Here is a 7,865-nt window from a genome sequence, read left to right on the forward strand (position 1 = left end):
GATGGGTATGGGGGGGTCGGTGTTGTGTATAAGAGACAGGCTGGGGTTCCCGCCCTGCGGCGTTCTTACGGCCTGTCTGCGGCGTCCTTACGGCGATCCCGCGGCGCGGATCAGCGCTTCTCGTCGCGCTCCACGGCTTCCGCCTCGGCCTGCTTGGCCTGTACCTCGGGGTCGAGGGACTGCTGGCCGCTGCCGTCGACCGAGCTCAGCGGGGTGCTGTCCGGGACCTCCGTCGCGGCGGGCGGCTCGACGAGCCAGTCCGGGTTGGCCTGCTTGTCCCACCACTTCCAGGCGGCGATCGCACCACCCGCGAGGAGGCCCAGCACGACGACGCCCTTGGCGAGGCGCCCGACGCGGGCCCGGCGCTCGTGCTTGCGGACAAGGCGCTTGATCTCCTTGGGCGAGACGTCACCGCGCAGCGCGGCGATCGCCGCCAAACTGCGGGACGCGGCCTCGTCACGGACGGGCTGGGCCGCGGCCACGGCCTGCTCGATCCGCGGCTTCGAGTACTCGGCGGCCTGCCGGGCAGCCTTCCGTGTCTGCTTGGCGGCCTTGCGTGTACGGACGGCGGCCTCATGCGCGGCGTGGTCGACCTTCGGCGGCACATGCGTACGCGCCTGCTCCACGCGGGGCGCGACATGGGCGCCGTACTGCACACGGGCCTGTTCGGCGGCCTGCTGCGCGGCCTGCGACACCTTGGGCGCCAGCCTTACGCGCACATCGTGGGCGTAGTGAGCGGCCTGGTCCTTGGCCGTGCCGGCGTAGGGGGCCACCGCCTCCGCGGCGTGCCGGACGCTGTCCTTGGCCGAGCCGGTCACGGCGCGCACGCTGTCGATGCGGGTCACGGGATCCTCCTCCTCGGTGGCGTATAGGTATGTCACCTTTCCACCCTTTCAGGGATCATGCCTTCCGGGTGACCCTCAGGCATGAGAGGGCGGGCATCCGGGTCAAGCGAGCCCTGCGAGCGACGCGATCAATCTGATCAATTTGATCAAATCGGTACAAGAAGCGTTCTTGGCCGACAATGCCACGGATCGCTTCCGTGCGCGCCCAGTCGGCGGCTACTCGTCGCAATCCGGTCCGTGCGAGGATCGGAGCGTCACAGAGGACAACGGAAGGCAGACCGTGGCTGAGCAGCTTTACGCCACCCTGAAGACCAACCACGGCGACATCGAGGTGCTGCTGCACCCCAACCACGCGCCGAAGACGGTCAAGAACTTTGTGGAACTCGCCCAGGGCGAGCGTGAGTGGGTCAACCCTGAGACCGGTGCGAAGACCTCGGACCGGCTCTACGACGGCACCGTCTTCCACCGTGTGATCAGCGGCTTCATGATCCAGGGCGGCGACCCGCTGGGCAACGGCACGGGCGGCCCGGGCTACGAGTTCGCGGACGAGTTCCACCCCGACCTCGCCTTCGACAAGCCGTACCTCCTTGCCATGGCCAACGCCGGTCCCGGCACCAACGGCTCGCAGTTCTTCGTGACGGTCTCGCCGACCGCCTGGCTGACCCGCAAGCACACGATCTTCGGTGAGGTCACGGACGCGGCGAGCCAGAAGGTCGTCGACGAGATCGCGGCCGTGCAGACCAACCCGCGCACCGACCGTCCGGTCAACGACGTGGTCATCGAGTCCGTGGTGATCGAGACCCGCGGCGCCTGACCCCGGCGTACGCGCCAGGGAACCAAACCGCCCCGCCCATCCGTAAGGAAGGGCGGGGCGGTGCGTTCGCCACGTGCGCGCGACTGTGCCTTCGTACGGAGATTGAGGGGACCCCATGGATCAGGCACCAGGCAGCCCGCAGGGGCCGCGGGACGCGCAGCACCTGCCCGGTTGCTACCGTCACCCGGACCGCGAGACCGGCATCAGCTGCACCCGCTGCGAGCGGCCCATCTGCCCGGAGTGCATGATCAGCGCTTCGGTCGGCTTCCAGTGCCCCGAGTGCGTGCGCGAGGGCTCGGGCACCGGTCACGCGCCCGCGGCGAATCAGCCGCGCACCATCGCGGGCGGCTCGATCGCCGCCGACCCGCGCCTCATCACCAAGATCCTGCTCGGCCTCAACGTGGCGGTGTTCATCGCGGTCCTCGCCGTCGGCGACCGCCTGGTGAACGAGCTCGTCCTGGTCGGTGAGTGGCCTCCCTACCCCTTCGTGGCGGAGGACGGCGTCGCCGAGGGCCAGTGGTACCGCCTGGTCACGTCGATGTTCACGCACCAGGAGATCTGGCACATCGCGTTCAACATGCTGGGCCTGTGGTGGCTCGGGGGTCCGCTGGAGGCGGCGCTCGGCCGAGCCCGCTATCTCGCCCTGTACATGCTCTCCGGCCTGGCCGGCGGCGCCCTGACCTATGTCGTCGCGGACGCGAGCCAGGCCTCGCTCGGCGCGTCCGGGGCGATCTTCGGTCTGCTCGGCGCGACCGCCGTCCTGATGCGGCGCCTCAACTACGACATGCGCCCGGTCATCGCGTTGCTCGCGCTGAACATGCTGTTCACCTTCACATGGAGCGGCATCGCCTGGGAGGCGCACGTCGGCGGTCTGGTCGCCGGTGTCGCGATCGCCTACGGGATGGTGCACGCGCCCCGTGAGCGGCGTGCGCTCGTGCAGTGGGGGACCTGTGCCGTGGTGCTGCTCGTGGTCCTGGTCGCCGTGGTCGTCAGGACCGCCCAGCTCGTTTGAGCTGACCGCCCAGCTCGTCTGAGCTGACCGTGCAGCTCGTCTGAGCAGGTGCGCACAGCTCGTCTGAGCCTGTGCGTTCCTCGTCTGAGCCGGTGCGTCCCGCTCCCTGTTGTCCACAGCGTGTGGCGGATCTTGTGCATGCTGTGGGGAACAACAGTGCCCCTTGTCGCTGACCTGGGTTTTCCCAGGAAGGACAAGGGGCCTGCGGCGGCTTGCATGGCGATCGGGCAGTCACACCGGCGTCAACACCGAGTGGGTTATCCACAGATCGTCTTTCTTTTTCCCCAGTGTGGATAGCGCTGTGGATAACTCAGGGCAAGGCTTGCTCTCGCCGCCGGGGAATGCGGTGCGGCAGCAGCGCGGGCCGCGCTACTTCCACTGCGTGGAGACGCCGAACCCCGCGGCGATGAAGCCGAAGCCGACCACGATGTTCCAGTTGCCCAGCGGGTCGATCGGCAGCTTGCCGTCGGTGACGTAGAAGACAACGATCCAGGCGAGCCCGATGAGGAACATCGCCAGCATCACCGGCGCCACCCAGCTACGGCTGGTCAGCTTGATGCTCGTCGCCTTCTTCGCCGCGGGCGGCGTGTAATCGTCGGCCTTCTTGCGGATCCGTGACTTCGGCACGAGGGTCTCTCCTGTCGATACGGGGAGCTGAGCCCTCCCCCGGGCGTCCGTTAGCGTAGTGCTTCCGCGGCGCTGAAGGAGATAAGGGTACGTTGAGCAATTCTGCCGACTCCCCCACAGGTCAGGGTCGCCGTCCCCGTTGGCGGCCGGTCCGGTTGCTGACGGCTGCCGTCTTCGCCCTCGCGGGCCTCATCTTCTTCACCAGCTTCAACACTGCCAAGGGTACGAACATCCGCACGGATGCGTCCCTCCTTAAGCTCTCCGACCTCATCCAGGAGCGCAGCCACAAGAACGGCGAGCTGGACGAGTCCAACGGTTCGCTGCGGGACGACGTCGAGGCGCTCGCGGAGCGTGACAACGGCGGCACGAAGGCCGACGACGCGCGGCTCAAGGCCCTGGAGAAGAACGCGGGCACCAAGAAGGTCAAGGGTGAGGCCGTCTCCGTGACCCTCACCGACGCCCCGCCGGGCGCCACGGCCAAGCTCCCCGGCTACCCCGAGCCCCAGCCCAACGACCTGGTCATCCACCAGCAGGACCTGCAGGCCGTGGTGAACGCTCTCTGGCAGGGCGGTGCCGAGGGCATCAAGGTCATGGACCAGCGGCTCATCTCCACCAGCGCCGTCCGCTGCGTGGGCAACACCCTGATCCTCCAGGGCCGCGTCTACTCGCCTCCGTACAAGGTGACCGCGGTCGGCGACCCGGAGAAGCTGAGGACGGCGCTCGCCGCTTCCCCGGAGATCCAGAACTACATGCTGTACGTGAACGCCTACGGCCTCGGCTGGAAAGTCGACGACGACGGGGCGGTGACTCTTCCCGGCTACTCGGGCACAGTGGATCTCCACTACGCGAAGCCCGTGGAATAGCAGTGGAGTAGCACCCGGGGAGGGACCGTCCGGTGTCGGTGCGAGTGCTGTTGAGGACGTTCAGCGAACTGTGCATCACCATCGGCACGTTGATCGTGCTCTTCGTTGCGTACGTCCTGTTCTGGACCGGCGTGAAGGCCGACAACGCCATGGACAGCCAGATCGACCAGCTCCAGGACCAGTGGGCGCAGGGATCGATGTCGACAGGGACGGACGACAAGCCTGCCGGCGGCTCCGAGGAGAGCCCTCCGAAGCCGGGCCCCTACGAAGAGGGCAAGCCGTTCGCCGTGATGTACATCCCGCGGCTTGGTTTCACGTGGAACAAGCCGGTGCTCCAGGGCACCGGCACCGACGTACTCAAAAAGGGACTTGGTCACTACGGAGACACCGCTCAGCTCGGCCAGAAGGGCAACTTCTCCGTGGCCGGCCACCGCCGCACCTACGGAGACCCCTTCAAGGACTTCCCGAAGCTGCGCCCGAACGACCCCGTGGTGCTGACCGACGGCACGACCTGGTTCACGTACCGCATCGACAACAAGCCCTTGAAGACGCTGCCCGGCGACATCGGTGTCATCGATCCGGTGCCGCGCAAGTCCGGGTACGAGGGGCCGGGCCGTTACCTCACGCTTACGACCTGTGAGCCAGAGTGGGGCCACAGCCACCGGTTGATCGTCTGGGCACACCTTGATGCCACCCAGCCCGTCGAGGCCGGGAAACCGGAGGCACTGCGCCGTTAGTCTGGTGCCGTACGGCTACGGAAGGGACGGCATGTACGGCTGGATCTGGCGGCATCTGCCGGGAAACGCATGGGTAAGGGCACTGCTTTCGCTGGTGCTCGTCTTCGCGGTGGTCTACGTGCTCTTCCAGTACGTCTTTCCGTGGGCCGAGCCGCTTCTTCCCTTCAACGACGTGACGGTGGACGGCCAGTGAGCATCGACGGACGCCCGACCCGCATCCTCGTGGTCGACAACTACGACAGCTTCGTCTTCAACCTCGTCCAGTACCTGTACCAGCTGGGTGCCGAGTGCGAGGTCCTGCGCAACGACGAGGTCGAGCTGCGGCACGCGCAGGACGGCTTCGACGGGGTCCTGCTCTCGCCGGGACCCGGCACCCCCGAGCAGGCGGGTGTCTGCGTCGACATGGTGCGGCACTGCGCCGACACCGGAGTGCCCGTCTTCGGCGTCTGCCTCGGCATGCAGTCGATGGCGGTCGCGTACGGCGGAGTCGTGGACCGTGCGCCGGAGTTGCTGCACGGCAAGACGTCCCCGGTCGTGCACGAGGGCAAGGGTGTCTTCGCCGGTCTTCCTTCGCCGTTCATCGCGACGCGCTATCACTCGCTCGCCGCCGAGCCGGCCACGGTGCCGGCCGAGCTCGAGGTGACCGCGCGCACGGAGGACGGCATCATCATGGGCCTGCGCCACCGTGAACTGCCGGTCGAGGGCGTGCAGTTCCACCCCGAGTCGGTGCTCACCGAGCACGGCCACCACATGCTCGCCAACTGGCTGGTGGAGTGCGGGGACAAGGGGGCGGTCGGTCGGTCGAGCGGTCTTGCCCCGGTGGTGGGCAGGGCCACGGCGTGACCGCGTTGCGCCCCGAGCGCGATTCCTCCGGAGTTCCGTACGACGAGCAGTACGCGTCGTACGAGGAGCAGGAATCGTACGAAGAGCCCGGGGCGTTCGCGGCGGCAGTCGACCATCTCGCCGATCCGCTGACGGATCCGCTGCCGGGGCAGCATCCGTCGCCGTGGTTCCGCAGCGGGCAGTCTGCTCCGGAGCCGGAGCCGCAGTTCCCTGAGCCGGAGTGGTACGACCCTCAGGGGTACGCCCGTGACTGGTACGGGGAGCAGCAGCGGCCGGAGCCGGAGCCGGCGCGGGAACCGACGTACGAGGAGCTGTACGGCGCGTACGCCCCGCAGCCGCAGCGTCAGCCGCAGCCCCAGCCGCCGCTCGACGACGAGACGGTGGGCCTGCGCACGGCGGACACCCGGCGAATAGTCGAGCCAGAGCCAGAGCCAGAGCCAGAGCCGCGGCCAGAGCCAGAGCGGGAGCCGGAGCGCCCCACAGGAGGCCGGGCCGCCCGCCGCAAGGCCGCCAAGAAGGGGAGCCCGCCGGCCGCCTCCAGAGCGGAGTCCGCCGCCCCCCTCTCCCGCGTCGAGGCCCGTCGCGCCGAGCGCGCCCGGAAGCCCTCCGCGGGCACGGTGATCAGCCGGGGCGTCGGCGAACTCTTCATCACCATCGGCGTCCTGATGCTTCTCTTCGTCACGTACCAGCTGTGGTGGACGAACATCCGTGCCCACCAGCAGGCGAACGGCGCCGCCAACGACCTCCAGGAGGAGTGGGCGAAGGGCAAGGGCAAGCCGGGCGCCTTCGAACCCGGGCAAGGCTTCGCCCTGCTCCACATCCCCCGCCTCGACGTGGTCGTGCCGATCGCCGAGGGCATCGACAAGTCGGGGGTCCTGGACCGCGGCATGGTCGGCCACTACAACGAGGGCGGCACCAAGACCCCGATGCCGGACGCGAAGCAGGGCAACTTCGCGGTCGCCGGGCACCGCAACACCCACGGCGAACCGTTCCGCTACATCAATCGGCTCGAACCGGGCGATCCCATCGTCGTGGAGACGCAGGACAAGTACTTCGTCTACAAGATGGCGAGCATCCTGCCGCAGACGAGCCCTGGCAACATCTCCGTGATCGCCCCGGTCCCCGAGGGTTCGGGCTTCACCAAACCCGGCCGGTACATCACACTGACCACCTGTACCCCGGAATTCACGAGTAAGTATCGAATGATCGTCTGGGGCAAGATGGTCGAGGAACGGCCGCGCGGCAAGGGAAAGCCGAGCGCGCTCGTCAACTAGCACGGTGAGAACGGGGCAGATCCAGTGGCAGCGACGACCGACCACGCCGACCACGACGAGAAGCAGGCCGAGACGCCGGCCCCGCGGCCGCGGGGCCGCGGGCCCATCGCCACGGCGGTCAGCGTCTTCGGTGAACTCCTCATCACGGCGGGCCTGGTGCTCGGCCTCTTCGTCGTCTACTCCCTGTGGTGGACCAACGTCATCGCCGACCGCGAGGCGCACAAGCAGGGCGACAGGGTCCGCGACCGCTGGGCGGGCGGCCCCGGGAACCTGAACACCAAGGACGGCATCGGCTTCCTGCACGTACCCGCGATGGGCGGCGGCGAGGTGCTGATCAAGAAGGGCACCAGCAACAAGATCCTCAACGACGGCGTCGCGGGCTACTACGAAGACCCGATCAAGTCGGCCCTCCCTGAGGACAAGGAAGGCAACTTCACGCTGGCCGCGCACCGCGACGGTCACGGCGCGAAGTTCCACAAGATCGACAAGATCAAGGAGGGCGACGCGATCGTCTACGAGTCCCGGGACAAGTGGTACGTCTACAAGGTCTACGCGACCCTCCCGGAGACCTCGAAGTACAACGTGAAGGTCCTGAAGCCGATCCCCAAGGAATCGGGCGCGAAGAAGCCGGGCCGCTACATCACCCTGACGACGTGCACGCCGGTCTACACGTCCAACTACCGCTATATCGTGTGGGGCGAGCTGGAGCGCATCGAGAAGGTCGACAACAAGCGGACGCCGCCGGCTGAACTTGCCGACTGACCTCGAGCACGACCTCAAGCACGACCTCAAGCACGAGAGAGCCCCCGGGGCCCGCGGGCGGCGGGGGGCCGGGGGGGGGTCGGGGTGA

At 68.0% G+C, this 7,865-nt stretch carries 10 protein-coding genes; 8 read left to right on the plus strand and 2 right to left on the minus strand.

The window, feature by feature from the left end:
- Window positions 1-110 precede the first annotated feature (110 nt).
- The gene (locus ACFWY6_RS42615) at window positions 111-845 is read right to left on the minus strand and encodes a DUF5324 family protein (protein WP_384702432.1); all 735 of its coding nucleotides are present in this window, start codon (window positions 843-845) and stop codon (window positions 111-113) included.
- A gap of 280 nt (window positions 846-1,125) precedes the next feature.
- Here ACFWY6_RS42615 and ACFWY6_RS42620 point away from each other — a divergent pair, with 280 nt between their 5' ends.
- Window positions 1,126-1,659 carry a peptidylprolyl isomerase gene (locus tag ACFWY6_RS42620; RefSeq protein ID WP_384702435.1) on the plus strand — a complete coding sequence of 178 codons (534 nt, stop codon included), beginning with the start codon at window positions 1,126-1,128 and terminating at the stop codon, window positions 1,657-1,659.
- A gap of 115 nt (window positions 1,660-1,774) precedes the next feature.
- Window positions 1,775-2,671 (plus strand): rhomboid family intramembrane serine protease, encoded by an 897-nt coding sequence (locus tag ACFWY6_RS42625; RefSeq protein WP_384702438.1) that lies wholly within the window; start codon window positions 1,775-1,777, stop codon window positions 2,669-2,671.
- Window positions 2,672-3,040: 369 nt separating this feature from the next.
- Here ACFWY6_RS42625 and crgA read toward each other — a convergent pair whose 3' ends face one another.
- The gene (crgA, locus tag ACFWY6_RS42630; protein WP_266864426.1) at window positions 3,041-3,298 is read right to left on the minus strand and encodes a cell division protein CrgA; all 258 of its coding nucleotides are present in this window, start codon (window positions 3,296-3,298) and stop codon (window positions 3,041-3,043) included.
- Between the two features lie 92 nt (window positions 3,299-3,390).
- Between crgA and ACFWY6_RS42635 the strand changes: the two genes are divergently transcribed.
- Genes ACFWY6_RS42635 through ACFWY6_RS42660 form a run of 6 tightly spaced genes read left to right on the plus strand, consistent with a single transcriptional unit; the run spans window position 3,391 to window position 7,777 of the window.
- The gene (locus ACFWY6_RS42635) at window positions 3,391-4,161 is read left to right on the plus strand and encodes a DUF881 domain-containing protein (RefSeq protein ID WP_266864424.1); all 771 of its coding nucleotides are present in this window, start codon (window positions 3,391-3,393) and stop codon (window positions 4,159-4,161) included.
- Between the two features lie 38 nt (window positions 4,162-4,199).
- A complete protein-coding gene (locus tag ACFWY6_RS42640) occupies window positions 4,200-4,898 on the plus strand; it encodes a class E sortase (RefSeq protein WP_384702449.1) in 699 nt (232 codons plus the stop codon).
- A 4-nt stretch (window positions 4,899-4,902) separates the two neighbouring features.
- Complete coding sequence (locus ACFWY6_RS42645; protein ID WP_249593234.1) at window positions 4,903-5,091, plus strand: hypothetical protein; 189 nt, start codon at window positions 4,903-4,905, stop codon at window positions 5,089-5,091.
- A 2-nt stretch (window positions 5,092-5,093) separates the two neighbouring features.
- Complete coding sequence (locus ACFWY6_RS42650; protein ID WP_384702452.1) at window positions 5,094-5,741, plus strand: aminodeoxychorismate/anthranilate synthase component II; 648 nt, start codon at window positions 5,094-5,096, stop codon at window positions 5,739-5,741.
- Window positions 5,738-7,015, plus strand: coding sequence for a class E sortase (locus ACFWY6_RS42655; protein ID WP_384702443.1), 1,278 nt, complete (start codon window positions 5,738-5,740; stop codon window positions 7,013-7,015). Before ACFWY6_RS42650 ends, ACFWY6_RS42655 begins: the two co-directional genes overlap by 4 nt.
- 24 nt (window positions 7,016-7,039) lie before the next feature.
- Complete coding sequence (locus ACFWY6_RS42660) at window positions 7,040-7,777, plus strand: class E sortase (RefSeq protein ID WP_384702446.1); 738 nt, start codon at window positions 7,040-7,042, stop codon at window positions 7,775-7,777.
- Window positions 7,778-7,865: the final 88 nt, after the last annotated feature.

This window comes from Streptomyces sp. NPDC059037 (assembly GCF_042740015.1).
Classification (GTDB): domain Bacteria; phylum Actinomycetota; class Actinomycetes; order Streptomycetales; family Streptomycetaceae; genus Streptomyces.